We start from the raw sequence: 24,627 nt of genomic DNA on the forward strand, positions 1-24,627 counted from the left end.
GTGGAGGGCGTAATCCATATCCCGGCAGGCGAACGCGGCGTGATCCGGCTGTTTGCACTCGACATGCGGCCTGAGCAGGCGACGTTCCTGAAGGAACCCGGCGCGCTGGCGCAGGTGCTGGGGATCGAGGTGCTGGACATGGATCAGGTGGAGATCTTTCCGGTCTCCGACCTGGAAGACATCGGCCTGACCGGTTACCTCACCGAAGGCTGCGGTGTGCCGCGGACGCAGGTCGAGGAAGACCGCGAAATGCTGGACGCGCTGGATGGCCATGTGCTGCTGATCCGTTCACGCGCCTTTGACGGTGCCGAAACCCGGCTGACCCCGGCAGAGCAGATCACCCTGGTGGGCACATACGGCGAGCGGCAGACCAATTGGAGCGCCCCGCCCGCAACCGCCGAAAGCGCCAAGCCCAATTCCGCCCAGAAACTTTCCCCGCGGCAGGCGCGCACCCAAGCCCGCCGTATCGGCGCTGCTTTGTTTGCTGTGGTGATGCTGCTGGCCGCACTGCTTGTCTGGGCATTGACGGTTTGATGGCTCAGACCGAATTCAAACCGGACCGCAGCGCCTATGTCCGCGCTCACGCCTGGATGGCGGCGATCGGCATGGGCGGCGCCATGGCGGTTCTGTGGTTCCTGGACAGCCCGCATATCTGGACTGGCGCTGTTGGCGGCCTGGCCGCCATCGCCCTGCGCGGCTGGTATATGGCCAGCGAGGAGCTGGCGGTGGTCTGGATCCTGACGGATACGGCCCTTACCGGCCCAGCGGAACGCAATATCCTGCTATCCCAAATCGAGACCACCCGCACCATGGGCAGCTATGTGCAGGTGATCACCAGGACCGGCGACAAACACTTGATCAAATACCAGGCCAACCCGGCTGCAACGCTTCACGCAATTGAAAGAGCCAAGGCATGACCACTCTCTTCACCAACGCCCGCCTGATTGATCCTGAGGCAGGCACCGATGCGCCTGGTGCGGTGCTGGTGCAGAACGGGCGGATCGCGGCAATTGAAAAGAATGCCGGCGATCCTGACCGGTTGCTGCGCGCGCACAACATCAGGCCGGAGGACGCGGTCCGTCAGGATTGCGGCGGCAAATGCCTGGCGCCAGGCATCGTCGACATCGGCGTCAAGGTCTGCGAGCCGGGCGAGCGGCACAAGGAAAGCTACAAATCCGCAGGACTTGCTGCGGCAGCGGGCGGCGTCACCACCATTGTCACCCGTCCTGACACGGCACCTGCCATCGACAGCCCGGAAACACTGGAATTCGTCACCCGCCGCGCCCAGGCGGATACGCCAGTGAATGTGCTGCCGATGGCGGCGCTGACCAAAGGGCGCGCAGGGCGTGAAATGACCGAGATCGGCTTCCTGATGGATGCCGGCGCGGTGGCGTTTTCCGATTGCGACCATGTGACCGGCAATACCAAGGTCTTTCAGCGTGCGCTGACCTATGCCCGCTCCTGCGGCGCCTTGGTCATTGCCCACCCGCAGGAACCAGTGCTGAGCGCCGGAGCGGCTGCAACCTCCGGCAAATTCGCCGCGCTTTATGGCCTGCCGGCCGTGTCGCCAATGGCCGAGCGGATGGGGTTGGACCGCGATATCGCGCTGCTGGAAATGACAGGTGCCAAGTATCATGCAGACCAGATCACCACAGCCCGCGCCCTGCCCGCGCTGGAACGTGCCAAGGGCAACGGGCTGGATATCACCGCGGGCACGTCAATCCACCACCTGACCCTGAATGAGCTGGACGTGGCCGGCTACCGCAGCTTTTTCAAGGTAAAGCCGCCGCTGCGGTCTGAGGACGACCGGCTGGCCGTTGTGGAAGCGGTGCGCACAGGCCTGATCGATATCATTTCCTCGATGCACACACCGCAGGACGAAGAAAGCAAACGGCTGCCGTTTGAAGAAGCCGCCGCCGGTGCTGTCGCACTGGAAACCCTGCTGCCCGCGGCGCTGCGGTTGTATCATGCCGAACTGCTGGACCTGCCCACCCTGTTCCGCGCTATGTCGCTGAACCCGGCTAAACGGCTGGGGCTGGACAGCGGCCGCCTGGCCAAGGGCGCGCCTGCGGATCTGGTCTTGTTCGATCCGGACGTGCCGTTTGTGCTGGACCGTTTCAAACTGCGCTCGAAATCGCAGAACACGCCATTTGACACCCAGCGGATGCAGGGGCGGGTTGAGGCCACATATGTCGCGGGTGAGCCCGTCTACCGGAGGGACTGATGCCTGTTCTGGAAAGCTCTGCCGCCGTTCTGATCCTGTGGGCGGTGATTGGCTACGGCCTGGGGTCGGTGCCCTTTGGCATGGTCGTCACCAAGGCATTCGGGCTGGGCAACCTGCGTGAAATCGGCTCCGGCAATATCGGCACCACCAATGTCCTGCGCACTGGAAGCAAAGCCGCCGCGGCACTGACACTGATCCTGGATGGCGGCAAGGGCGCGGCGGCGGTGCTACTGGCCCGCTCCCTGGCCGGCGAGGATGCGGCGCAAGCGGCTGGGCTGATGGCCTTTCTGGGCCATTGCTTCCCGGTCTGGCTGGGGTTCAAGGGCGGCAAAGGGGTTGCTACTTTCCTGGGCCTGATGCTGGCGCTGGCCTGGCCGGTTGGCATTGCCTGCTGCCTGACCTGGCTGGCAGCAGCGGCAGCCAGCCGGATATCCTCAATGGGAGCGCTGGTTTCGGCGGCCTCAGGCGCTGTTTGGGCATTGGTGCTGGGCTTTCAGCCTGTGGCGGTGCTGGCGGTGCTGCTGGCGGCAGTGGTTTTCATCCGCCACGCGGCCAATATCGCGCGATTGCGTGCAGGCACCGAACCGCGGATCGGCCAGAAGTGAGCCGTGGCTGGCCGGACGCGTTTCTGGCCGCCTTTGATGCGCTGCCTTTGGGTGCCTTTTACGGTTCTGCGGCTGGGCGGCATTACGCAGTAACCCGCCAGGATCTGGCCGGCGGCAAGGCTCAGAAGCTGGTAGCCCATGAACGCGGCGGCAGGGATTACATCAGCCTCAACCTGTACCGGCTGGCTTTTGGCGCGCAGCTGAAGCCCTGGGAAGTGCCCAAGGAAAAAGTGATCCGCTTTGTGCTCGCGCTTCAGGTCACGGAATAAGCCGTTCCAGCGCACGGCCATTGCCCCAGGTGCCGTGCAGTTCGCCGCTGGGCATCCGCACATAGACCACCGGATGGGTCTGGCCCCAGTTCACCCAGATCACATCGCCATTGCGCGAACCGCTGCCGGAATAGGATTGCCCGGCAATCTGCCACTGCATGTCCACGGTCCCGCCATTGTCCTGAATCTGCACGGTTCCGGAATAAGCGCTGCCGTCGGGATTGCGCCCTTCGGCCCGGTAAACACCACTGACGTCTTGCGCGCTGGCCGGGACTGCGAAAAGAGTAAAAGCCGTCAGCCCGCTCAGAACCGCGCGGCGGCTGGGTAATCCACGTGTCATTGTTGTCTCCATATTGTCTGCGGCCACTTTGCCTGCCGGCGGCGGTGCTGTCACCCGTTCTGCGCATGAATGCACAGAGGGCCAACGTCTGATGCACATTCAAATTGAGTTGTTTTGAACGTGATCGCCCGGCGTTCCACATCAGTGCCGTGACCCGCAGCATACCGCGGCACGTATTATGGAACACCAGCCGGGCGCAAATTCGCTGCAGTCCCGGCCGGCATTGAAAGGACGGGATCCATGAACAAAGTAAAAGCTCTGGTGAGCGGTGTGGCGCTTTCGGTTGCTCTGGCGACTTCTGCTATGGCTGCCGGTGTAGAACTCAACGCCTCCTCAACCGGCCTTGCGCTGCAGGGGTACGACCCGGTTGCGTATTTCACCGTTGGGGAACCGACCCCGGGCAACTGGAAAATCACCGCGCTCCACAATGACGCGATGTACCGGTTCGCCTCGGAAGAAAACAAAGCTGAATTTGAAAAGAATCCGGAAGCCTACCTGCCGGCCTATGGCGGCTACTGCGCCTTTGGCGCCGCCATGGGCTTTAAATTCGACGGCGATCCGACGCTTTGGAAAATCGTCGACGACAAGCTGTATTTGAACCTCGCCAAAGACATTCAGACCCGCTGGGAAGGCGACATCCCAGGTTTCATCGAGAAGGCCGATGTGAACTGGGAAGATATCGAAGACAAAGGTCCGGCGGCATTGCAGCAGTAACCCATTATCCACCACTCACAAGCGAACAGCCGGCGGCGGGGCAACCTGCCGCCGGTATTTCTTTGACTTGACACGGCTCAGGTTTTCCAATTTTCTGTCATTACAGAAATTTCAGGATCCTGTGATGAAACTGACCGCCGCAATGCAGAACTTTATCCTTCACTGGGGCGAGATGGGTTCCCGCTGGGGGGTGAACCGGTCGGTGGCGCAGATCCACGCGCTGCTGCATATCTCCAATGAACCAATGACCGCGGACGAGATTTGCGAGGTGCTGGGGCTGGCGCGCTCAAACGTGTCCAACGGGTTGAAGGAGCTGCAGGCGCAGGGGCTGGTCAAGGCCAGCCGCCAGCTGGGCGACCGGCGCGATCACTTCACCTCGATCCGCGACATGTTCGACCTCGTCGATGCGGTGATTGCCGCGCGGCGCGAGCGCGAGTTTGCCCCCACCCTTCGGGCGCTGGCCGGCGTGATGAAAGAGGCCGAGGCCGACAACACCCCCAAGGCGGTCAAAGACCGCATGGGCGAGACCCTGCGGGTGATGCGGATGTTTGACGACTGGTACGCGGATTTCTCCCGCCTGCCCCGGTCGGTGCATCTGGCTGTGCTGAAGCTGGGCGCCAAGGTGGCGCGTTTCCTGCCCGGTGTGAAGAAGCAGGAGTAAATGCGGGCTGGGAACGCCCCCCTGGTCAAAAAAAGATTTGCGAGGTGATTTCTCTAATGACAGGAATAACTGCAACTAACGGCGCCAAAGCTCTGTCCGCTGTGAACCCGCCTGACGCTCTGGACACCTTGTGCGCGGCATCTTTTGTTGCTGCGTCCCTCCAGGCAAAGGAGGCTGCCATGCACCCGCCTGTTTCCCGTGAAGCCGCGCCGCGCACTGTCATCTGGCAGGATCTGCTGCCGGTCACCCGCCTCCAGCGCTGGGGAGAGCTGACCCTGCCGCTGCCCTGGCTGGCGCTGTCCTGGGGGCTGTATGCCTCCGCTCTTTGGCCATTGGGTGCCGGGGCCAGCTTCATGTTTTTCCTCTGTGCGCTGCGGCTTAATCATGAGGCGATCCACGGCAATCTTGGCCTGCAGCGGCGCGGAGACATTGCAGTTCTGCATATCCTCAGCGCGCTGATGTGCGGCTGCAACTGCTCGGTCGCGTGGAGCCATATGCAGCATCACCGCCACGCGATGGGCCCAGGTGATATCGAGGGGCATTGCGGGCATATGAACGTCGGCGAAGTGCTGCGCTACGGGCCGCGCTTTCCGTTTGACCTGATCCGCGCCTGCTGGGCGCAGGGCGGTAAAAAATGGCGGCGGCGGATACTGCGGGACGGGATCTGCGTTGCGATGCTGGCCGGGCTGATCCTGTGGAGCGGCCAGCAGTTTCTGCTGCTGCATCTGGCCGCAATGGGCGCGGCCCAATGCATGACCGCGTTTTTTGCAGTGTGGATCACCCATCAAGGCACCGGAAACTCGGGCCTGGCAGCCCGTAGCCAGCGCGGGTTTCTCGCCAAGGCCGCCTATCTGATGCTTTTTCACCGTGAACACCACCTGTTCCCGAAAGTGCCCGTCAGCCGCCTGCCTGAACTGGCTGCACGGCTGGACACCCAAGTGCCCGGCTACGCCGCAAGCCGCCAGCCGGTGGTGCCCTGGCTGGACCCGTGCAGCCGTTAAAACCGGCCTGCCGACTTCACCTGATTCCGGCCGCCGTGCTTGGCTGCATAAAGCGCTTCATCCGCCTCGCGCAGCACTGCCTCCACCGTCCGGCTGCCGTCGTGATAGCCAAGCCCGATAGATACCGAGCACAGAAGGCGTTCCGCTCCAACAGACAGGGCCTGCGCACCAATGGCTTGGCGGATCTCCTCGGCCTTTTGCATTGCGGTCTTCAGAGAAACATCCGGCAAGCACGCAACAAATTCCTCGCCGCCAAAGCGGGCCGCGATTCCTCCGGGCTGAACTCCCTCTTTCAACACGCCCGCCACAAACCGGATAACCTCGTCGCCGGCCTGATGCCCATATGTGTCATTGACCAGTTTGAACCGGTCGATATCCGCCAGCAGAAAGCTGCCCTGAAAATCATTGCCCAGCCCGGCGATCAGCCGGAAGAAGTGATCGCGGCTGTACAGCGACGTCATCTGATCATGCGCCGCCAGTTTCAGCAGCTTCTCATTCAGAATGTGGATTTCCAGCAGCCGGCACGACGCCCAATACGAGGCAACGGGTGCGATAAGCAACGGGGCCAGCGTCGAAGGCACCAAGGCAGCCCGGCTCAGCCCATCAGGCGCAGTCAGACCGGTCACTATCCAGGACACGGCCAGGGAAACAACAGTCACACAGGCAACAAAAAACCATTTCTGGCTGCTATTTCTGATTGCCAGCATGAAGTCCCCGAAACTATCCCCAAGGATCATTCTGGTGCAATTTTTTGCCGAAAGACAATATATCAAAAGTATAGGCGGCCCGCCGGGGCCGCCTGTGCAGATCAATAGGCAAACTCGCCATAGATCCGGCTGAGGTCTTCGTCCCAGGCACCGTTATAGCGCGCCAGCAGCTCATCCGCCGGAACTTTGCCGCTGTCGAGGCTGTCCTTCAGAGCGTTCAGGAAGTGGGTCTCATCCGGCACCAGCCCGCCGGCGCCGGGCTTCTGCCGGGCTTTCAGACCGCTTTCCGAGATGGCGACTGCTTCGCGCGCCAGTTCATGCATGTCGATGCCGCCGACCTTGGCCTGCAGCCCCTGTTCTGAGGCCGCCACGCGCAGGGCATCACGGGTTTCAGCGTCCCAGCCCTTGACCAGATCCCAAGCGGCGTCCAGCGCCGATTGGTCATAGGTGAGGCCGACCCAGAAAGCAGGCAGCGCACACAAACGCCGCCACGGACCGCCATCGGCGCCGCGCATTTCGATGAATTTCTTCACCCGGGCCTCGGGGAAAACGGTGGTGAGGTGATCGGCCCAATCACTAAGCGTCGGTGTTTCACCGGGCAGCGCCGGCAGCTCCCCCTTCAGGAAGTCGCGGAACGACATGCCCAGCGCGTTCACATATTCGCCGTTGCGGTAGACAAAATACATCGGCACATCGAGCGCATATTGCACCCAGGCCTCGAACCCGAAGCCCTCGTCGAACACAAACGGCAGCATGCCGGTGCGGTCGGCGTCCAGATCGCGCCAGACCCGGGCGCGCCAGGATTTATGGCCGTTGGGTTTGCCGTCGAGGAACGGTGAATTGGCAAACAGCGCGGTTGCCACCGGCTGCAGCGCCAGTGCAACACGCATCTTCTGCACCATGTCAGCCTCGGACTCGAAATCGAGGTTCACCTGCACGGTGCAGGTGCGGCGCATCATGGTGGTGCCCATGGTGCCGACCTTTTGCATGTAGCCGTCCATCAGTTTGTAACGGCCCTTGGGCATCAGCGGCATGTCTTCATGGCGCCACACAGGGGCGGCGCCCAGGCCGATAAAGCCGACACCGATCTTGTCGGCAATGTCCTTCACGTCGCGCAGGTGGGCGTTTACCTCGTCGCAGGTCTCGTGGATGGTTTCCAAAGGCGCACCGGAAAGTTCCAGCTGCCCGCCCGGCTCCAGCGAGATATTGGCACCGTCCTTGGTCAGGCCGATGAGGTTACCGCCTTCGGTCAAGGGTGCCCAGCCGTGGCCGTCGCGCAGGCCTGTCAGCACCGCCAGGATCGAGCGTTCGCCCTCATAGGGCAGCGGCTTCAGCGTATCTTTGCAGAAGCCGAACTTCTCATGCTCGGTGCCGATGCGCCAGTCTTCCTTGGGCTTGCAGCCGTCGGCAAGATATTCGGCAAGCTGTTCGTGGCGTTCGATCGGTCCGCCGCCGGACTGGGGAATGGACATGCCTGGCACTCCGTCCTGTTAGGTCTGTCATGAAGGGTCAGTCGTGGGCGGAATCACCGCCGGTGTCAATGCAGGCGCTGATGTTCGGGCCGGCTGGAGGAGCGCTCCCAGATCACGACCTGGTGAGGGCCGCGGCGGCGCAGTTCGGTCAGCATCCGTTCGGTCTTAAGCCCCGGCAAAGCAGCAAAGACGTCAAACAGCGCCTCGTAACCTTCGGCATTCACCGGGATTGCCAGCGGAGCCTGGCCAGGTTGCTCCAGCAGCCAGTGCGGCGGTTTTGAGGATTGATCCAGCGCCAGCCGCTCCAGTTCGGACGCCGCTACGGCACCACCGGTGAGCGGCCCGAAATAGGCGATCTGCCCTTCGTCGACCTGAACGACGCCGGGTCCACTGGTGCCGCGCCGGAAGCGCATCCGCTGCGCGCCGATAACAGCTGTCACAAGACCGGTGGCCACAAAGGCCCAGCCGGTGATCGCGGTGAAACCAGCTTCGGAGAAGGCCCATTTCAGCCCCAGCAGGAACATCAGTCCCGCAGCAAGGACCTCGCGCCATTGCCAAAGGGCGGCGCGGGCTTCGGGGCGGATGAAACTCATGTGTCTCGCCTCTAAAAAACGTTCGGCAGGCGAAGCTGCCTGCCCTGCCCTTCTTATTTGTGGCGCCGGGACAACGGATGCAATGGCCGACAGGCTGATTGCAGACCGCTGTGTCATTCTAGGTGTCACTGACACCAGCAGTTCAGCCTTCCGTCGGCTCGGAATCTCCACGCCGCCTTCCATGTTAACACGAACCAGTTTCGAGGGTCTAAGGGAAGACAAAGATGGTTAGCGCTTTGCCAGCCTGAACTTCTAGAAGTTACTCATCCTGGCACATCCAGAAAATGGCGCTTGAATGGCCTCAAACTCCATAAGCGTACAATCCAGCAGCAGCTCCAGGCCTCCAGCAGTCTTGCGGAAAAGCTTGCCGCCTTCGCATTCGTACTGCTGCAGCAACTCAGGAATTTTCCCGCGTTTCACTTCGATAGTTTGGGCGAGTTCTTCCCGCTCATAACCGGTCAAACCAATTCCCCGCGGGCGGTATGCATGCGCCCAATTTTGGAATTGCCGGTTCAAGACCAGTCCACTTTCAAGCAAAATTTCATCGCGGTCATCGACAATATGCTTGAAAGTCACCACTCGCTTGTCGAGAAAGTATCCCCCTGTGTCGTACGCAGTTAACTCAGGGAAAAACTCCAACGCTGTGAAATATGGAGGGCGGCTAACGGCAGAGAATAGATGCGGTGTGCCTTTTTGCATTGCGCTGTAAATGAAATATTCGCCATCAGGCGATAACGCACAATCAAATCCGTACACTCTTGTTTTCACCCACTGCCCTGGCACAATCTTGTCGCCATTTGTATCCCAGGAAATCAACCGGCGCAGGCTGCTGCTTGCCCGGTAAAGGATTACGGCTGTAGAGTTCTCCGCAGCAAAAAACAGGTGCAATTCGCGGTGCGGTTTGTCCATCACCAATCTCCCAGCACCTGTTGCCAAAGTGTCATCGCCGCAACTGCCGCCGTGTCGGCCCGCAGAATGCGGGGGCCAAGGCTGACCACATGGGACTGCGGATGATTGTGCAGCCGTTTTCGCTCTGTTTCCGAAAACCCGCCCTCAGGGCCTATCAGAATGGCCCAGGGCGCACCCTTTTGGGTCTCTGCCGCCAGTTGCAGCGCGTTGCCCACCTCGGCCTCATCGCAGAACATCAGTTGGCGCCCGGCGGGCCATTGGTCCAGCAGGCGCGAGAGCTTCTGCAGCTCAGCCACCTCCGGCACATAGGTGCCGCCGCATTGTTCCGCTGCCTCCACCGCATGGGCCTGCAGCCGGTCCCGGCGGATGCGTTCGGAATTAGTAAAATCGGTCTGCACCGGCAAGATACCGGCGGCGCCCATCTCAGCAGCCTTCTCAACAATGAAATCGGTGCGCGCCTTCTTGATCGGCGCAAACATCAGCCACAGGTCCGGCGGCATATGCAGCGGCTTGGTCTGCTGCTGGCACACAAGCGTACCGCCGCGCTTTCCCGCCTCGGCGACCTCGGCCAGCCACTCGCCGTCCTGGCCGTTGAACAGTGCCACAGCAGCCCCTGCCGCTTGCCGCATCACCCCGAACAGGTAATGCGCCTGATCACGATCCAAGGGAACCGATTGCCCTGCCCCCAAAGGGTGCTCTACATACAGTCTGATTTTTGCACTCATGGGGTCCTACATATGCAAGGCCAGAAGCCAGCGCCAGAGGGTCAGGTCGCGGATGCGGTCCGGGGAAACTGGGTCGACACCTATGCGCCGGAGTGGACGCGGCCCTATTTGCGCCTATCGCGCGCCGACCGTCCGATTGGCACCTGGTTGCTGCTGATCCCTTGCTGGTGGGGGCTGGCGCTGGCCATTCTGTCGGATCAGAGCCCGCGCTGGCAGGACCTGTGGATCGCCATCGGCTGCGCAGCGGGCGCTTGGCTGATGCGCGGCGCTGGCTGCACCTGGAATGACATCACCGACCGCAATTTCGACGGCCAGGTAGAGCGCACACGTTCGCGCCCGATCCCCTCGGGCCAGGTCACGGTCAAGGGCGCGCTGGCCTGGATGGGGCTGCAATGCCTGGCGGGCCTGTTGATCCTTTTGACCTTCAACCAGGCGGCCATTGCCATGGGCATCCTGTCACTGCTGCCTGTCACTGTGTACCCCTTTGCCAAACGGTTCACCTGGTGGCCGCAGGTGTTTCTGGGGCTGGCTTTCAACTGGGGCGCCATGCTGGCCTGGGTGGCGCATACCGGCACCCTCGGCTGGCCGCCGGTGCTGCTGTATCTGGCGGGCATCGCCTGGACGCTGTTTTATGATACCATCTATGCCCATCAGGACACCGAGGACGACGCGCTGATCGGGGTGAAATCCACCGCCCGGCTGTTCGGCACGCAATCCCCGATGTGGCTGCGCCGGTTTATCGTCGCCTTTGTCAGCCTGATGGCGCTGGCGGTGATCCTGGCAGTGCAAGACAGCGCCTCGGTGCTGGCGCTGGTGCTGGCGCTGGCGGCACCTTGGGCGATGGGCTGGCACCTGACCTGGCAACTGCGCGCCTTTGACGCGGAAAACACGCAAAGACTCTTGCAGTTGTTCCGTCTCAACCGTGATACCGGCCTGATTCCGCTGATCTTCTTTGTGCTGGCCATGTTCGTGTGATTGAACCGCAGCCGCGCGCAGGGTAAGAGCCTGTAACGCAAACTGGGAAAATGCTGCCATATGCGCCTGTCTAAGCTGTTGATCCCGGGTCTGGCCTTTGCTGCTGCTGCCGGGCTGAGTCTTGTTGCCGCCGGATTTGCCGTCACCGCGGTGGAACGGAGCACAGAAACAGGTGTGCGCCGGGCGTTGGATGATGGCGGTTACACTTGGGCTGAGGTGACTGCGGACGGTTTGCAGGTGCTGCTGGAAGGCACCGCCCCTGATGAGGCCACCCGGTTCTCGGTCAAATCACTGGCCGGCACGGTTGTCGATGCGGCGCGGATCGTTGATGGCATGGATGTGCCGCCCGCCGATGGCCTGGCACCGCCGCGGTTTTCTGCCGAAATTCTACGCAATGACAGCGGCATCTCGATTATCGGGCTGATCCCCGCAGGCTCCGGCCGCACCGCGCTGGTCAAGGAGCTTGAGACGCTGGCAGGCTCTGAGAACGTGGCAGATCTGCTGGAAACAGCGAAATACACGATCCCTGAAGGCTGGCAGGAGTCTATGCTGTTTGCGGTGGAAGCCCTGAAGCTGCTGCCGCGTGCCAAAATTTCGGTGGCGGCCGGGGATGTCTCGGTCACCGCCATTTCCGACAGCGCGGACGCCAAGGCACGGCTGGAGGAACAGCTTGGCCGCACGGCACCCCCGGGCATGCGGCTGGCACTTGATATCGCCGCACCGCGCCCGGTGATCACCCCCTTCACCCTGCGCTTTCTCTTGGGACCGGACGGCGCAGAATTCGATGCCTGCTCCGCCGAGAGCGAGGAAAGCCGCAGCCGTATTCTGGCCGCCGCCCGCAAGGCCGGGCTGCAGGAGGAGGCGGATTGCGTGATTGGCATGGGCGTGCCCTCTCCCAATTGGGCCCGCGCGGCGGAACTGAGCATTGCAAGCCTGGCCGAACTTGGCGGCGGTACAGTGACCATTGCCAATGCGGATATCACCTTGGCCGCCGCAGAAGGCACCGAAAGCGCGCTGTTCGACCATGTGGCGGGCGAGCTGGAAAACGCCCTGCCCCGGGTCTTTGCGCTGCACGCGGTCCTGCCGGTGCCGGAAACCCGGGACGCCGGCGGCATCCCTGAATTCACCGCGACTCTCAGCCCTGAAGGCCAGGTGCAGCTGCGCGGCCGCCTTACCGATGCGGCGCAGCGCATGGTGGCCGACAGCTATGCCAAGGCGCGGTTCGGGTCGGACAACGTGCACACAGCAGCCCGTGTTGTCGCCGACCTGCCAGCCGATTGGCCGGTGCGGGTGCTGGCAGCGCTGGAAGCGCTCTCCTATTTGCAGCGCGGCGCAGTCACTGTAACGCCCAGCAATCTGGAGCTGCGCGGCATGAGCTACCGCAAGGACGCCCCGGCTGAGATCGCCCGTTTCCTGTCGGCCAAACTGGGCGAGGCCGACACTTACGGCCTCGACATCAGCTATGAAAAGCCGCCCGAACCCAAGGACAAGCCGCTGCCGCCGGAACTGTGCGAAGCGCAGCTTGCCAGCGCCCAAAGCGAGGCCAAGATTGCCTTTGAACCCGGCTCGGCCACCATCGCGGCGCAAAGCACTGGAACCATGGACCGGATCGCCGGCGTTCTTGGCCGCTGCGGACCGGTGCGGCTGGAAATCCAGGGCCATACCGACAGCCAGGGCCGCGAGGCGATGAACCAGAACCTGAGCCAGGCACGGGCCCAGTCGGTGCTGAACGAGCTGCGGGCGCGCCGGGTGGTCACCTCGACCTTTGCCGCCAAAGGCTATGGCGAAAGCGAGCCGATTGCCGACAACGCAACCGAAGACGGCCGCGAATCCAACCGCCGTATTGAATTCAAATTGATCCGCCCTGCGGCCGTGGAAGACGCCGCTGATACGGGCAACGGCGAAGAGGCCGCCGAAAGCGCAGAAGACGCACAGGAGACCACAGAGTAATGAACAGGACAGAGTTCATCATCACCACCGCGATCATCCTGTTCGCGGCCTTTGCCCTGGGCTGGTTCGCCAACTGGCTGGTGCACCGCTTCACCCGGGTGCGGCAAAGCGATGTGGCCGACCTCGACCGGATGAGCCAGGAGCTGCATGAGGCCGAAGAAACCCGCGACCAGGCGATCACCTATTTGCAGCAGCGCGAGGCGGAGCTGACCAACCAGCTGACCCAGACCGAGGCCGAGCTGCGGGCAACAATGGATGGCCTGCGCGAGGCCCGCCGCGAAGCCGAAGAGCTGCGCAACCAGATCCCGCATTGAGGCCGGGGCAGCGGGGCACTCCCGCGCCTGCAGCCCGCGCTGGCTGCGCCAGCACCGTCTGGGCAGGCTTGGGCGTGGCGCCGTGCCGGCGCGCGGCGGTTGCCTTACTGCTCACAGAAAGCCAGAGCGGGCAAGTCTGCCCTCCAAGCCCTGTCTGATGTTTTATGAAACCGGCGTATCCAGGCGAAGCCGTTCGGGATTCGCGGGGCCTGCGGCCCCTGTGACCTGCCGCCATTTGCAACCGGGCTGCGCCGCGCAAGGCGCGGTGCCGGGCCCAACAGGCGGAAATCATCTCCTGATGATTAAACACCTGGCGGGAGCCGCCCCCGTCCAGGTTCGCGGATCACCAGCGTTTCAGCGCATCCTCGTCGGCATCCTTGGCCGCCACCCAGTCCGAGCCGCCGCCGGTCAGGATTTCCCTTTTCCAGAACGGCGCGCGGGACTTCAAATAGTCCATCAGGTATTCCGCCGCCTCAAACGCATCCTTGCGGTGACGGGCGGCGGTTGCGACCATCATGATGCGCTCGCCAGGTTCAAGGCGGCCATGGCGATGGATGACCAGTGCATCCGCCAGCGACCAGCGTTTCACGGCCTCTTCCGCTATAGCCGTCAGCGCCTTTTCGGTCATGCCCGGATAATGTTCGATCTCCATTGCCTGCAACCCGCCCTGATCCGCATCGCGCACCACGCCGGTAAAGGTCACCACGGCGCCGGCGCCCTCGGCGCCGGCCGCAAAGGCGTCGCTTTCGGCACCCAGTTCAAACGGTGCGTCCTGAACCGAGATCCGCATAGCGTCAGCCCCCGGTCATCGGCGGGAAAAAGGCAACCTCGCGCACGCCAGTCAGCGGCGCATCGAAATCAGACAGCTCCTGATCCAAGGCAACACGCAAGGCAGAGAGATCGGCAAAGGCAGCGGCATAGCGGTCTTCACGGGCGCGCAGCTCCTCAACCAGATCCGCAACGGTGGCTGCCGACGTCTCCACCCGCTCGCGCGGCAGGCCGATGCGTTCACGCACCCAGGCGAAATAGAGAATATCCATCAATGAGCCTCCTTCAGATGCGGCATCGCCTTGCGCAAGTAATCAGCGCCAGTGATCAGGGTGAGCGCTGCCGCAATCCACAGCAGCCACAAGCCCAGACGCCCCGTCCAGATCACACCGGCCTCTTTCCAGCGCAGCCCGAACAGATCTTCCAACTCGCCGGCGATGATCTGCGAGTAGATCTGATCATCCATGCCGAATGAGGACATCACCAGATAATGTTCGAAGATGCCTTGCGAAAACAGCGTAGCGATGGCGATCATCTGCGCAGTGGTCTTCCACTTTGCCAGCTTGGTCACTTTCAGCGTGCCGGCCGTGTCGCCCAGATATTCGCGCAAGCCCGAGACAAACACCTCGCGGAACAGGATCACCGTGGCCGGCAGCACCAGCCAGGGGGTCCAGTGTTCAGCAGCATATCCCACCAGGATCATCAGCGCGATCACCACCATCGCCTTGTCGGCAATCGGGTCCAGCATCGCGCCTATCTTGGTTTCCTGCTTCCAGGCCCTTGCCAGGTAGCCGTCGAACCAGTCGGTCACCGCCGCCGTGACAAACAGCAGCAGCGCAAACCAGTCCGCATAGGGACGGGAGAAATACAGAAACATCACGGCCAGGCCAGGCGCTGCGACGAGCCGCATCAGGGTGAGGATATTCGGCAGGGTCCACTTCATGCCGCGCACATTATCCGGCTGTTTCGCAAGAGGAAAGCGGGCTTGATCAAAATTCGGCGATGGCCGGGCCGGGATAGGCCGCAACAGCCGGCGGCACCTGCCCTTTGACACACGCGGGCCGTGCCCCGCTCACCCTATGGACGTATCCAGCAGCGCGCCCTTGGTTTCGCCGTGATGGGTGGAATGGTCAAACTTCCGGTGCACCTCGTTCAACCGGTCCCGGTCGATAAAGATATGATTGTTGATCTCCCGCATCAGGTCTTCCTTGGCCAGTTTCAGCGCCTCCGCCTCGGTATCTGCCAGCCCGGTTCCCTTCAGCTTGTTCAGCTCCTTGGCGATTTTCTCGCATTCCTTCTTGGCCTTATCCACATGCTGCGCTTCATGAACCAGACAGCACGCATAGAACCGGTACCATTCAATCAGCGCCCGCGGCGACAGCCCGCTGACTGACCGTTTCGGGCAGCGCACCGTTGAATGCAGGACCAGCTTCAGCGCCGAGACTTTGGCCTTCACCTCGAACCAGCCCGTTTTCTTTTCGATCTTGGGCTTGCCGTCGGCGGCGTATTTGCCTTTGGCGGTCAGGCATTCCAGCTCAGTGGTGGTCAAAAACGCCACCTTTTTGTTGTCGTTCGGATCCTTCGGCCCTTTGCTTTTTATGCTCTTGGCTATGGCAGGCAGGGTTTTGCCGGACACGGAATAGGTGTCGTAGACAACAGATTTCATGGTCAGGGATACAGGCATAATTCCTCCGGGCAGTAAAAAGGCTGCCCTGCAGATTTAGCACGAAACCGGCCGGCCCCCAAATATCCGCCCCTACCCCTGCGCGTGGAAGTGGTCGTAGATCCGTTCGGCCAGAGCCTCGGATATCCCGTCCACTGCCCTGAGGTCGGCCAGATTGGCACGGCTTACCGCCTTGGCACTGCCAAAATGCGCCAGCAGCGCGCGCTTGCGGGAGGCGCCGACACCCGGCACCTCATCCAGCGGTGTCGCGCTCATCGTTTTGGCCCGTTTGGCGCGGTGGGTGCCGATTGCGAACCTGTGCGCCTCGTCCCGCATCCGCTGGACAAAATACAGCACCGGGTCGTTGCGCTGCAGGGCAAAGGCCCGTTCACCGGTGCGGTAGAATTCCTCCTTGCCGTGGTCGCGATCGACGCCTTTGGCCACCCCTACCATCGGGATGTCCTGCACGCCGTGTTCCGCCATGATCTCGGCCACCGCGGAAACCTGCCCCGCGCCGCCATCGATCAGCAGCAGATCCGGCCACAGGCCCTTATCCCGGTCCGGGTCTTCTTTCAGCAAGCGCGAGAAACGGCGGTTCAGAACTTCCTTCATCATGCCGAAGTCATCGCCCGGCACCAGGTCATCACCCTTGATGTTGAACTTTCGATAGGCGTTTTTCATGAAACCTTCCGGCCCCATAACGATCATGCCCCCCACCGCATTGGTGCCCTGGATGTGGGAGTTGTCGTAGACCTCGATCCGCTGCGGCGGGCCGTCCAGCCCGAACGCCTCGGCCAGCCCGCGCAACAGCTTGGTCTGGGTGGCGCTTTCGGCCATGCGGCGGGCCAGGCTTTCACGGGCATTGCGCACGGCAAAGGCCACCAGTTCGGTCTTTTCGCCGCGCTGAGGCACCAGCAGCTCGACCTTGCGCTCAGCCTTCCCGCCCAGCGCCGCCTCCATCAGGTCGGCGTTTTCAATCGCATCCGACAGGATCAGCTGCCGCGGCGGCTCCTTGTTGCCGTAGAACTGGCCCAGGAAGGCCTCCATAACCTCGGCCGGGCTATTGTCGGCATCGACCCGAGGATAGAAATCCTGGTTGCCCCAGTTCTGGTTGGCCCGGATGAAAAACACCTGCACACAGGCCTGGCCGCCATCCATATGCAGGCCGATCACATCCGCTTCGGCGACGCCGCGCGGGTTGATGCCCTGGCTGGACTGCACCTGGGTCAGCGCCTTGATCCGGTCGCGCAGCGCCGCGGCGCGCTCAAACTCCATTGCCTCGGAGGCCGCCATCATCTGTTCCGCCAGCTCCTCCTGAATCTTGGTCGAACGGCCCGACAGGAACCGCTCAGCGTCGCGCACGCTTTCGGCATACCCCGCCTCGGAAATCAGCCCAGTGCAGGGCGCCGAGCAACGCTTGATCTGATACTGCAGGCAGGGGCGCGTGCGGGCTTCGAACATCGAATCCGAGCAGTTGCGCAGCAGGAACGCCTTTTGCAACTGGTTCAAGGTCCGGTTTACTGCGCCCGCGCTGGCAAAGGGGCCGAAATAGCTGCCCTTCTGCTTGCGCGCCCCGCGGTGTTTTTTGATCTGCGGAAACCCGTGATCCTTGGCGACCAGAATATTGGGGAAGCTTTTATCATCGCGCAGCAGCACGTTGTACTTGGGCTTCAGCTGCTTGATCAGGTTCTGCTCCAGCAGCAGCGCCTCGGTCTCCGTCCGCGTGGTCAGAAACATCATCGAGGTTGTAAGCGCAATCATCCGCTCGATCCGCGGGCTGTTGCCGGGGCGGCTGTAGTTCGACACCCGCGCCTTGAGGTTGCGCGCCTTGCCCACGTAAAGCACCCGGCTGTCGGCATCCAGCATCCGGTAAACCCCGGGCGATGCATCCAGTGTTCTGAGGTAATCCTGGATCACGGCATAGCCGGTTCTTGGCTTTTCGGCGGGCGAATCCACGGTGGGGGCGGCGGGCTGGTCAGTCATGCGTCCAGACATATGATTCCCCGCCCCTGGCTGCAATGTTTGCCTGCCCGGATCAAGAGCAGGGAAATCCACCGAAGCTGTGGGTAACTACGGAGATATCTTTGGGCTATCCCGCCTTTTCCCTTATTATTTGGTGGTTTTGGACGAATGATTAAAAATTAGGCAACTTGATAAGGTTTTGTTTTTATTGGAAACTTTCCGCAGCCCCTGTCAAGGTTTTGAAAACAAAGGCGTTTTTGTAACGCTTCCGTGACGGCAGGTGAACCGGTGCAAAACTTTCGGGGAAAGGGACATTTTGGACCCTGTTTGCGTCACTCCAGCCCGTCGCTGTCCGGGGTTAGCCAGCCCAGATGCTGGCCGCCGTCGGTGCAGATCATCTGCCCGGTGACCGCCTTGGCCTGCAGCAAATAGGACAGGGCCGCAGTGACGTCTTCGGCATCCGCGCCCCGCTGCAGGATTGTGGCTGCGCGCTGGCGGGCAAACTGCTGCTGGCTTTGCCGCGGCCCCTGCAAAGTTGGCCCCGGTCCGATGGCATTGACCCGGATCTGCGGCGCCAGGGCCTGCGCGGCTGTCTGTGTCAGTGTCCACAGCGCAGACTTCGCCAGCGTGTAGCTCATGAATTCAGGTGTCAGTTTGCGCACTCTTTGGTCGATCATGTTGACCGCCAGCCCCCAGGCACGCGGCTCGCCGCCTGCATCCCGCACCAGCGGCACCTGCTGCGCGGCCATCGCCTGCAGCAGCACGAAGGGCGCCCGCAGGTTGCTGTCCAAATGCCGGTCCCAGCTGTTCCGCGTGGCGGTGGGCAGCGTGTCATGCTCAAAAACCGAGGCATTGTTGACCAGGCAAGTGACCGGCCCGCCAAGGGCCTCAGCCGCGCGGGGCAGTAAGGCCTGCGTTTGTCCTTCGTCCAAAAGATCCGCCTGCAGCGCCGCCGCATCCCGCCCCAGGGCGCGGATCTGCCGTGCTGTATCCGCAGCCTCCTGCGCCGAGGACGCAAAATGGACGGCAACGTCATACCCGCGCGCGGCCAGGTCCAGCGCCATCGCCCGGCCCAGCCGCCTGCCCGCTCCGGTCACCAATGCCCGCATCTGCGCCTCCCTGCTGCCGCTGCAGTGACAGAGTTAGAACAGCACGGCCATATAGGCCAGATAGAGCGCCGTAAGAATGACACCCCAGATGCGGGTGATGTCCTGTTTCAGGAAGACAAACGGGATCAGCAGCAGCGAGGCCGCCAGCATCACCCAAAGATCGAACCGCAGGAATTCCGGGTCCACACTGATCGGGCCGATAAAGGTGGCGATGCCAATGATGGCCAGCAGGTTGAACATGTTGGACCCGATCACATTGCCCAGCGCCACATCGGCCTGGCGGCGCATTGCTGCCATGACAGTGGTCGCCAGCTCAGGCAGCGAAGTGCCCACCGCCACCAGGCTCAGGCCGATCACGGTTTCGCTGATCCCGTAGGTGCGGGCAATGATGGTGGCATTGTCGACCAGCAGATCGGCACCCAGCGGCAGGCCGATCAGGCCCAGCAGCAGATAGATGCAGACGCGCCAATAGGGCATGTCCGGATCCGCTTCCTCGATCTCTTCCAGGCCGGCGTCTGCGGCGCAGTTGTTGCCATTGCGCCGGTGATTGCGGGCTTCGTGAAACGCCACGCCCAGCACCCCGGACAGCGCTGCCAGCAGGATCAGGCCGGACCAGACCGTGAAAGTGCCGCAAAAGGCAAGACCGATGAACAGGACCGATGCGGCCAGCATGAAGACATAGTTTTTGCGGGTGTTGCATTCGCTGGTGTGCAAGGCCCGCATCAGCGCGGGAATGCCAAGAACCAGCAGAATGTTGGCAGTGTTGGAGCCGACCACATTGCCCATCGCAATTCCATCAGCGCCCTCATGCACCGCACTGATGGCAATCAGCAATTCCGGCGCCGAGGTGCCAAAGGCCACGATCGTCAGGCTGACAATCAGCGCAGGCACCCCCAGCCGCAGGCTGAGGTTCACCGCCCCGCGCACCAGCGCATCGCCTGCCAGCAGCAGGATCACCAGGCCCAAAGCCGAATACAGCCATGGCATCATTTGCCACGATCTCCTTTTTTGCAGGCACAGGGGCCTTTGCCGATCCGGAAGCGGCCGCAGGAGGGGCAACGCCTGGAATTGATCTGTTTCTGGCCCGGGAAGCGCAGCTTGCCGAACATGGCAAGCACCGCCATCACCACCAGAAAAAGTGCAACAATCTTGAACAGCACGTCAGAGGCCGAAACGCGCGTATTCCGCCCGCTCCTCGATCCCGGCCAGCGCATCCTGTGCGACCTGCATGCCCAAGCGGCTGAGCAGCGGCTTCTTAAGCCCGTAGCGGCGGAAGCGGACCTTGTCGCCGAAACGCTCCTGCATTTTGGGTTTCAGGTGGCCGATGCCGTCGATCAGCCCCAGGTCCAAGGCCCTGCGGGCCAGCCAGATCTCGCCGGTGAACAGGTTTTCCTCGCTGTGCAGCTTGGCGCCGCGGCGGTCTGTGACATGGTCGATGAAATTGGCGTGGATGTCGTTCAGGATCACTTTCAGACGCTGCACATCCTCGGGATCTTCCGGGCGGAACGGATCCAGCATGGATTTGCTCTCCCCGGCAGTATAGACCCGGCGCTCCACGCCCTGGCGGGCCAGCAGCACATGGGCGCCAAAGCCGGCGGAGATCACTCCGACCGAACCCAGCACCGAGCTGGCGTCAGCCCAGATTTCATCCGCGGCAGCGGCCAGCCAATAGCCGCCCGAGGCCGCAACATCCTCGACAAAGGCGTAGACCGGGATGTTCAGTTCTACCGCCAGGCGGCGGATGCGGGCGCCGATCAGCGAGCTTTGCACCGGCGAGCCGCCGGGCGAGTTGATTTCCAGCGCCACCGCGGCGGGTTTACCCTTGCGGAAGGCACGCTCCAGCACCGGTGCCAGGGCCGCATCGCTAAGCGAGCCGCGGCCGGGCATTCCGATAGCGCCATTCAGGCGCACCACTGCCACCAGGGGCTGTCTTTTCAGGAAAGGCAGGCGAAATCTCATGGCGCCGATGTAGAGAGCCGCCCGGGGTGAAACAAGGTGCGCGTCCCGGGGAATTGGCGTGAAATGCAAAATCCGCACAGCCGCGGGCATAAATGCAACGCTGGTTTGCAGCCGGCAAATAAGCCAGGAGGCTCCCGCCCGTCAGGCCGGCTGCTTGCAGCAGCCGCCTTCCCGTTGGGCCGGGCGCCGCGCTGCCGCGCGGCGCAGCGTGCTCTGCCGGTCAATGACGCAACACCCGGCACGCGCAGCGTGCCGGGCCCAACCGGGAGGGCGCCCAACGGGCACCCGCAGCGGGCGGGAGCCTCCCCCGCACCGCATCCAGCCGCCGGATCAGGCCCGGATGCGCCAGCCTGTTTTGAAGATCCACCAGATGACGCCCATACAGGCCAGGGTAAAGCCGCCGATTGCGCAGAGGCTCAGCAATACCGGCACATCCGCCTGGCCGAAGAACGCCCAGCGGAAACCCGATACCAGATAGACCACCGGGTTGAACAGGGTGACGGTCTGCCAGACCGGCGGCAGCATCGAGATCGAATAGAAAGAGCCCCCCAGGAACACCAGCGGCGTCACCACCAGCAGGGGCACTAGCTGCAGCTGCTCAAAATTCCCGGCCCAGATGCCGATAATGAACCCCATCAGCGAGAAGCTGAGGCAGGTCAGCACCAAAAACGCCACCATTGCAATCGGGTGCTGGATGGAGAGATCCACAAACAACGACGCCGTGCACAGGATCACCACGCCGATAAACAGCGACTTGGTTGCCGCCGCCCCGACAAATCCCGCAACCACTTCCAGGAAATTGATCGGCGCCGACAGGATTTCGTAGATGTTGCCGATGAATTTCGGGAAATAGATCCCGAAAGACGCATTGGAGATGCTCTGGGTGATTACCGACAGCATGATCAGCCCCGGCACGATAAAGGCCCCGTAGTCGATCCCGTCAACCTCCTGGATCCGGCTGCCGATGGCGCTGCCGAAGACCACAAAGTAAAGCGATGTGGACAACACCGGCGAGATGAAACTTTGCAGAAAAGTGCGCCAGAACCGCGCCATTTCCGCCTTGTAGATGGTTGCGACCGCTGTCCAGTTCATGCTGCGTCCCCCTGAACGTCGCCGGACGAAGCCCCATCCCCCGAAACAAGCCCGACAAAAATATCTTCCAGGCTGGATTCCCGTGTTTGCACATCCGCCAGCACCAGCCCGGCCTGCGCCACGTCATTCAGCAGCGTGGTGATGCCGGTCCGTTCCGCCCTTGTGTCATAGGTATAGAGCAGCGCACCGCCGCCGTTCACCAGCTGCAATTCATGCTGCGCCAGCGCTTCCGGAATGGTGTCAACCGGCGTGGTCAGCTGCACCTCCAGCTGTTTCTGCCCCATCCGCGCCATCAGCTGTTCCTTCGCCTCGACCAGCAGCAGCTCGCCACCGGTGATCACACCGACCCGGTCGGCAATCGCCTCGGCTTCCTCAATGTAATGTGTCGTCAGGATGATGGTGACGCCGCCGGCCTTCAACTCATCCACGATCGCCCACATGTCCTTGCGCAGTTCCACATCCACGCCCGCCGTCGGCTCATCCAGGAACAGAATGCGCGGATCATGCGCCAGCGCTTTGGCAATCAGCACCCGGCGCTTCATGCCGCCGGACAGCTCCATTACCTTGGCATCCCGTTTTTCCCACAGCGACAGCTTGCGCAGAATATCCTCGATCCGCGCCGGATCGGCAGGCTTGCCGAACAGGCCGCGCGAAAAACTGACCGTGTCATGCACCTTGGCAAAAGGCTCCAGGGTGATTTCCTGCGGCACCAGCCCGATCAGCGAGCGCGCAGCGCGGAATTCGGCCACATTGTCGAAGCCGCCAACACTGACATGGCCCGAGGTCGCGGTGGTGATGCCGCAAATGGTAGAAATCAGGGTCGTCTTGCCCGCACCATTGGGGCCGAGCAGAGCCAGAATCTCACCTTCTTCAATATCAAGCGAGACGCCTTTCAGCGCCTCGAACCCGCCGTCGTAAACTTTGCGCAGGTCGCGGATCGACAGAATGGACGCCATGGTGCCTCCGGCATGTTCTCAAATCCCGGCCACCCTAACGGCGGCCTGCCGACACTGCCAGCCCCCGCCTTGCAGACGCGCCTGTGCGCCTGCGCAGAGCTGATACGGGGATCAGCCGCGGCCCGTCACCTTGCTGAACCAGCCTTTCTTTTCGCCCTCTTCCTGGGTCTCTTCGCCGTCTTCGGTACCCTCTTGCGGCGCCAGATGCGCCTGCAGATTGGCAAAAAACTGATCCGCCATCTTTTTGGCAAAACCGTCGATAATGCGGCTGCCAAGCTGAGCCAGCTTGCCGCCGACCTTGGCCTCAACCTCATAAGACAACAGCGTGCCTGTGTCCGAAGGCGCCAGCGTCACAACCGCCCCGCCTTTGGCAAAGCCGGCCGCGCCGCCTTTGCCTTCACCGGAAATGGTCAGCGTTTCATTCTCTACCAGATCCGACAGGCCGACCTGGCCTTTGAAGGTGGCTTTGACCGGGCCGACTTTTTGCGTGACAGTGGCTTCGAACCCCTCTTGCGGCGTGCCGGTGACCTCTTGCGCGCCGGGCACACATGCCTTCAGCACCTCCGGCGTCAGCAGCGCCGAATAGACGGTTGCGGGATCGGCGGCGATCTCCTTCTGGTCACTCATCTGCATGGGCTTGGCCTCCCTGGCGTATGTTTCCGGTTCCTCTCAGACCTAGCCGCACCGCAGCCCCCTGCCAAGCCGGCATTGGCCCGTGCCCATGATCTGCACCGCTCAGGTCAGATCAGTAGAGCGGTGCAACTGCCGCAGCGTCAACCTTTGCAGTTTTATCTTTACGTCGAGATTTATCCACTATATCTCGACGTAAAGATAAATCAAGGAGCATACAATGAAGATCATCATTTTCGGCGCCACCGGCGATGTGGGCAGTGCAGCCGTAAAGGCCGCAGCACAGCGCGGCCATCAGGTAACGGCCGTGTCGCGCACGCCTTCAGCCCTTGCCGCAATCAGCCCCTTGGTCACTCCGCTGCCGCTGGATCTGCTGACGGATCCGCAGGCCGCGGTCAACGCGGCAGCAGGCCATGATCTGATCATCAGCGCCCTGCGCCCGCCTGCCGGACGTGAAGAGGACCTGATTCCGCTGACCCGCACCGCGGTGCAGGCCGCGCGCCACGCCGGCGTTCCGGCCCTGGTAACAGGCGGCGCGGCCTTGCTGAAGCTGGCGGATGGCAGCGGCCACACAGTGCTGAGCGCACCGGGTTTTCTGCCGGAGGCCTCCCGCCTTATTGCCGAAGCCTGCGCGGCCCAAGACGCCATGCTGGAGCTGGAAACCGGGGTGGAATGGACGTGCCTGCGTCCGCCCGCGCTGCTGACAGAGGGCCCGCTGACCGGCCAATACCAGCTTGGCACCGATACGCTGCTGACAGACGCAGCGGGTGTGTCGCAGATCTCCTTTGCGGATTTCGGCGCCGCGCTGCTGGATCTGGCTGAAAACCCGCGCCCTGCCAGCCAAAGACTGACTGTTGCCTGGGGCGCTCCCGCCCCCGCCCTGGCGGCCGGCTGACGCCGGACCTTGGGCAGCGTTGGGCCGGGCAGCGTGCTGCGCACGCTGCGGTAGCGCAATGGCGGCAACGGCATCTGTGCTTGTCAGACAGTCAGGCCAGGTTTGAATATCTACCAGAATGGCTTGCCGCACAC

28 protein-coding genes and 1 pseudogene are annotated in these 24,627 nt (G+C 62.4%); 12 read left to right on the forward strand and 17 right to left on the reverse strand.

Annotated features, from left to right (window positions below):
- From L1069_RS08195 to L1069_RS08215, 5 genes are read left to right on the forward strand one after another with little or no spacing between them, the layout of a single operon-like run.
- Positions 1 to 534 (forward strand): hypothetical protein, encoded by a 534-nt coding sequence (locus tag L1069_RS08195; RefSeq protein WP_237455326.1) that lies wholly within the window; start codon positions 1 to 3, stop codon positions 532 to 534.
- Complete coding sequence (locus tag L1069_RS08200) at positions 534 to 917, forward strand: hypothetical protein (RefSeq protein ID WP_237455327.1); 384 nt, start codon at positions 534 to 536, stop codon at positions 915 to 917. Before L1069_RS08195 ends, L1069_RS08200 begins: the two co-directional genes overlap by 1 nt.
- A complete protein-coding gene (gene pyrC / locus L1069_RS08205; protein WP_134830649.1) occupies positions 914 to 2,224 on the forward strand; it encodes a dihydroorotase in 1,311 nt (436 codons plus the stop codon). Before L1069_RS08200 ends, pyrC begins: the two co-directional genes overlap by 4 nt.
- Positions 2,224 to 2,829, forward strand: coding sequence for a glycerol-3-phosphate 1-O-acyltransferase PlsY (gene plsY / locus L1069_RS08210; RefSeq protein ID WP_129369816.1), 606 nt, complete (start codon positions 2,224 to 2,226; stop codon positions 2,827 to 2,829). Before pyrC ends, plsY begins: the two co-directional genes overlap by 1 nt.
- Positions 2,826 to 3,098 (forward strand): hypothetical protein, encoded by a 273-nt coding sequence (locus tag L1069_RS08215; RefSeq protein WP_129369815.1) that lies wholly within the window; start codon positions 2,826 to 2,828, stop codon positions 3,096 to 3,098. Before plsY ends, L1069_RS08215 begins: the two co-directional genes overlap by 4 nt.
- Here L1069_RS08215 and L1069_RS08220 read toward each other — a convergent pair.
- Positions 3,088 to 3,438: a hypothetical protein gene (locus tag L1069_RS08220; RefSeq protein ID WP_237455328.1), complete on the reverse strand. Its 351-nt coding sequence runs from the start codon at positions 3,436 to 3,438 to the stop codon at positions 3,088 to 3,090. The two genes, L1069_RS08215 and L1069_RS08220, sit on opposite strands and share 11 nt — an antisense overlap.
- A gap of 240 nt (positions 3,439 to 3,678) precedes the next feature.
- On the opposite strand from L1069_RS08220, the gene L1069_RS08225 reads away from it, so the two are divergent.
- The 3 genes from L1069_RS08225 (at position 3,679) to L1069_RS08235 (ending at position 5,814) form a co-directional block, all read left to right on the forward strand.
- Positions 3,679 to 4,152, forward strand: a complete 474-nt coding sequence (locus tag L1069_RS08225; protein WP_237455329.1) for a YHS domain-containing (seleno)protein — start codon at positions 3,679 to 3,681, stop codon at positions 4,150 to 4,152.
- A 124-nt stretch (positions 4,153 to 4,276) separates the two neighbouring features.
- Positions 4,277 to 4,813: a MarR family transcriptional regulator gene (locus tag L1069_RS08230; RefSeq protein WP_237455330.1), complete on the forward strand. Its 537-nt coding sequence runs from the start codon at positions 4,277 to 4,279 to the stop codon at positions 4,811 to 4,813.
- Between the two features lie 179 nt (positions 4,814 to 4,992).
- A complete protein-coding gene (locus tag L1069_RS08235) occupies positions 4,993 to 5,814 on the forward strand; it encodes a fatty acid desaturase (RefSeq protein ID WP_237455331.1) in 822 nt (273 codons plus the stop codon).
- On the opposite strand, the gene L1069_RS08240 is transcribed toward L1069_RS08235, so the two are convergent.
- The 5 genes from L1069_RS08240 to L1069_RS08260 form a co-directional block, all read right to left on the reverse strand.
- A complete protein-coding gene (locus L1069_RS08240) occupies positions 5,811 to 6,521 on the reverse strand; it encodes a GGDEF domain-containing protein (RefSeq protein ID WP_167738136.1) in 711 nt (236 codons plus the stop codon). The genes L1069_RS08235 and L1069_RS08240 overlap by 4 nt on opposite strands.
- A 101-nt stretch (positions 6,522 to 6,622) precedes the next feature.
- A complete protein-coding gene (locus tag L1069_RS08245; protein WP_237455332.1) occupies positions 6,623 to 7,993 on the reverse strand; it encodes a glutamate--cysteine ligase in 1,371 nt (456 codons plus the stop codon).
- A gap of 65 nt (positions 7,994 to 8,058) precedes the next feature.
- Positions 8,059 to 8,586: a hypothetical protein gene (locus L1069_RS08250; RefSeq protein ID WP_237455333.1), complete on the reverse strand. Its 528-nt coding sequence runs from the start codon at positions 8,584 to 8,586 to the stop codon at positions 8,059 to 8,061.
- Positions 8,587 to 8,838: 252 nt separating this feature from the next.
- Positions 8,839 to 9,495 carry a hypothetical protein gene (locus tag L1069_RS08255; RefSeq protein ID WP_237455334.1) on the reverse strand — a complete coding sequence of 219 codons (657 nt, stop codon included), beginning with the start codon at positions 9,493 to 9,495 and terminating at the stop codon, positions 8,839 to 8,841.
- Positions 9,495 to 10,220 carry a 16S rRNA (uracil(1498)-N(3))-methyltransferase gene (locus L1069_RS08260; RefSeq protein ID WP_237455335.1) on the reverse strand — a complete coding sequence of 242 codons (726 nt, stop codon included), beginning with the start codon at positions 10,218 to 10,220 and terminating at the stop codon, positions 9,495 to 9,497. The genes L1069_RS08255 and L1069_RS08260 overlap by 1 nt, the downstream gene beginning before the upstream one ends.
- 12 nt (positions 10,221 to 10,232) lie before the next feature.
- Between L1069_RS08260 and ubiA the strand changes: the two genes are divergently transcribed.
- Genes ubiA through L1069_RS08275 form a run of 3 tightly spaced genes read left to right on the forward strand, consistent with a single transcriptional unit; the run spans position 10,233 to position 13,459 of the window.
- A complete protein-coding gene (ubiA, locus tag L1069_RS08265) occupies positions 10,233 to 11,195 on the forward strand; it encodes a 4-hydroxybenzoate octaprenyltransferase (protein WP_237455336.1) in 963 nt (320 codons plus the stop codon).
- 60 nt (positions 11,196 to 11,255) lie between these two features.
- On the forward strand, positions 11,256 to 13,145 hold the full coding sequence (locus L1069_RS08270; protein ID WP_237455337.1) for an OmpA family protein: 1,890 nt from the start codon (positions 11,256 to 11,258) through the stop codon (positions 13,143 to 13,145).
- Complete coding sequence (locus L1069_RS08275) at positions 13,145 to 13,459, forward strand: hypothetical protein (RefSeq protein ID WP_129369806.1); 315 nt, start codon at positions 13,145 to 13,147, stop codon at positions 13,457 to 13,459. The genes L1069_RS08270 and L1069_RS08275 overlap by 1 nt, the downstream gene beginning before the upstream one ends.
- 343 nt (positions 13,460 to 13,802) lie before the next feature.
- Here the strand turns inward: L1069_RS08275 and L1069_RS08280 are convergent, their stop codons facing one another.
- From L1069_RS08280 to L1069_RS08330, 11 genes and pseudogenes are all read right to left on the reverse strand, one after another.
- The gene (locus L1069_RS08280; protein ID WP_134830662.1) at positions 13,803 to 14,249 is read right to left on the reverse strand and encodes a molybdenum cofactor biosynthesis protein MoaE; all 447 of its coding nucleotides are present in this window, start codon (positions 14,247 to 14,249) and stop codon (positions 13,803 to 13,805) included.
- 4 nt (positions 14,250 to 14,253) lie between these two features.
- On the reverse strand, positions 14,254 to 14,499 hold the full coding sequence (moaD, locus tag L1069_RS08285; protein ID WP_129369804.1) for a molybdopterin converting factor subunit 1: 246 nt from the start codon (positions 14,497 to 14,499) through the stop codon (positions 14,254 to 14,256).
- Complete coding sequence (pgsA, locus tag L1069_RS08290; protein ID WP_129369803.1) at positions 14,499 to 15,170, reverse strand: CDP-diacylglycerol--glycerol-3-phosphate 3-phosphatidyltransferase; 672 nt, start codon at positions 15,168 to 15,170, stop codon at positions 14,499 to 14,501. Before pgsA ends, moaD begins: the two co-directional genes overlap by 1 nt.
- Before the next feature lie 129 nt (positions 15,171 to 15,299).
- Complete coding sequence (locus tag L1069_RS08295) at positions 15,300 to 15,911, reverse strand: DUF922 domain-containing protein (protein ID WP_237455338.1); 612 nt, start codon at positions 15,909 to 15,911, stop codon at positions 15,300 to 15,302.
- 72 nt (positions 15,912 to 15,983) lie between these two features.
- Positions 15,984 to 17,873: an excinuclease ABC subunit UvrC gene (gene uvrC, locus L1069_RS08300; protein ID WP_237455345.1), complete on the reverse strand. Its 1,890-nt coding sequence runs from the start codon at positions 17,871 to 17,873 to the stop codon at positions 15,984 to 15,986.
- Positions 17,874 to 18,184: 311 nt separating this feature from the next.
- A pseudogene (locus L1069_RS08305) lies at positions 18,185 to 18,964 on the reverse strand (SDR family oxidoreductase); the annotation flags it as partial.
- Between the two features lie 30 nt (positions 18,965 to 18,994).
- Positions 18,995 to 19,951: a calcium/sodium antiporter gene (locus tag L1069_RS08310; protein WP_129369799.1), complete on the reverse strand. Its 957-nt coding sequence runs from the start codon at positions 19,949 to 19,951 to the stop codon at positions 18,995 to 18,997.
- Positions 19,952 to 20,122: 171 nt separating this feature from the next.
- Positions 20,123 to 20,920 carry a S49 family peptidase gene (locus L1069_RS08315; protein ID WP_134830665.1) on the reverse strand — a complete coding sequence of 266 codons (798 nt, stop codon included), beginning with the start codon at positions 20,918 to 20,920 and terminating at the stop codon, positions 20,123 to 20,125.
- A 330-nt stretch (positions 20,921 to 21,250) separates the two neighbouring features.
- Positions 21,251 to 22,012, reverse strand: a complete 762-nt coding sequence (locus L1069_RS08320) for an ABC transporter permease (RefSeq protein ID WP_237455340.1) — start codon at positions 22,010 to 22,012, stop codon at positions 21,251 to 21,253.
- Positions 22,009 to 22,968 carry an ABC transporter ATP-binding protein gene (locus tag L1069_RS08325; RefSeq protein WP_237455341.1) on the reverse strand — a complete coding sequence of 320 codons (960 nt, stop codon included), beginning with the start codon at positions 22,966 to 22,968 and terminating at the stop codon, positions 22,009 to 22,011. The genes L1069_RS08320 and L1069_RS08325 overlap by 4 nt, the downstream gene beginning before the upstream one ends.
- A 111-nt stretch (positions 22,969 to 23,079) precedes the next feature.
- The gene (locus L1069_RS08330) at positions 23,080 to 23,601 is read right to left on the reverse strand and encodes a carbon monoxide dehydrogenase subunit G (RefSeq protein ID WP_237455342.1); all 522 of its coding nucleotides are present in this window, start codon (positions 23,599 to 23,601) and stop codon (positions 23,080 to 23,082) included.
- 217 nt (positions 23,602 to 23,818) lie between these two features.
- Here L1069_RS08330 and L1069_RS08335 point away from each other — a divergent pair, with 217 nt between their 5' ends.
- Positions 23,819 to 24,493, forward strand: a complete 675-nt coding sequence (locus L1069_RS08335) for an NAD(P)H-binding protein (RefSeq protein ID WP_237455343.1) — start codon at positions 23,819 to 23,821, stop codon at positions 24,491 to 24,493.
- The last annotated feature ends 134 nt before the right edge of the window (positions 24,494 to 24,627 follow it).

The sequence above is a fragment of the Leisingera sp. MMG026 genome (assembly GCF_021654205.1).
Classification (GTDB): Bacteria; Pseudomonadota; Alphaproteobacteria; order Rhodobacterales; family Rhodobacteraceae; genus Leisingera.